This is a genomic window from Arthrobacter globiformis NBRC 12137, from assembly GCF_000238915.1.
In the GTDB taxonomy this organism is placed as follows: Bacteria; Actinomycetota; Actinomycetes; order Actinomycetales; family Micrococcaceae; genus Arthrobacter; species Arthrobacter globiformis.
In genome coordinates this window covers 1-726 of record NZ_BAEG01000107.1, presented here as the reverse complement: position 1 = coordinate 726, position 726 = coordinate 1, and the positions used below count along the sequence as shown (strand labels likewise).

Below are 726 nucleotides of genomic sequence, written 5' to 3'. Positions count from 1 at the left end.
CCATCGCACTGCATGCAGCCCGGCAGGACTTCGCCATCACGCTGATCCCGGTCACGGCCCCCACCCAGGCCGGAATCCAGGGCGCATTCTCCCGGATGGGCGAACTCGCCGTTGACGCCGTGATCGCCATCATGGAAGTCCACCTCCTCGATGCAGCGACAGTGACGCTGCCCCCGGGAGTCAAGGTCGTCGTCGTCGATTCCGACGCCGGCGAGCAGTACAGCGTGGTGGACACCGACCAGGCCGACGGCGCCCAAAAAGCCGTCCAACACCTCCTGGACCTCGGCCACCAGACCGTCTGGCACGTCGCCGGCCCCGAAGAGTCCTACGCCAGCGAACGCCGCGCCGCCGCCTGGCGCACCACCCTCACCGCCGCCGGCAAGCCCGTCCCGCCCGTGCTCCGCGGCGACTGGTCAGCCGACTCCGGCTACGCCGCCGGACTCCGGCTCGCCGACGAACCCGGCTGCACCGCCGTCTTCGCCGCCAACGACCACATGGCCCTCGGCCTGCTCCGCGCCTTCCGCGAAAAAGGCCTGTCCGTCCCCGGGGACATCAGCCTGGTCGGCTTCGACGACGTCCCCGAAGCCTCCTCCTACGCTCCCCCGCTCACCACCGTCCACCAGAACTTCGCCGACGTCGGCAACCGATGCGTCGACAACGTCCTGCAGCAGATCCGCACCAACACCACCCAACCCGGCGTCACCCTCGTCCCCACCCAACTCGTGA

1 protein-coding gene is annotated in these 726 nt (G+C 69.7%); it reads left to right on the top strand.

Annotated features, from left to right (window positions below; all coding sequences use genetic code 11):
- Positions 1-726 (top strand): substrate-binding domain-containing protein (locus ARGLB_RS20265; protein ID WP_003805960.1); only part of this gene is annotated, 726 nt, incomplete at both ends.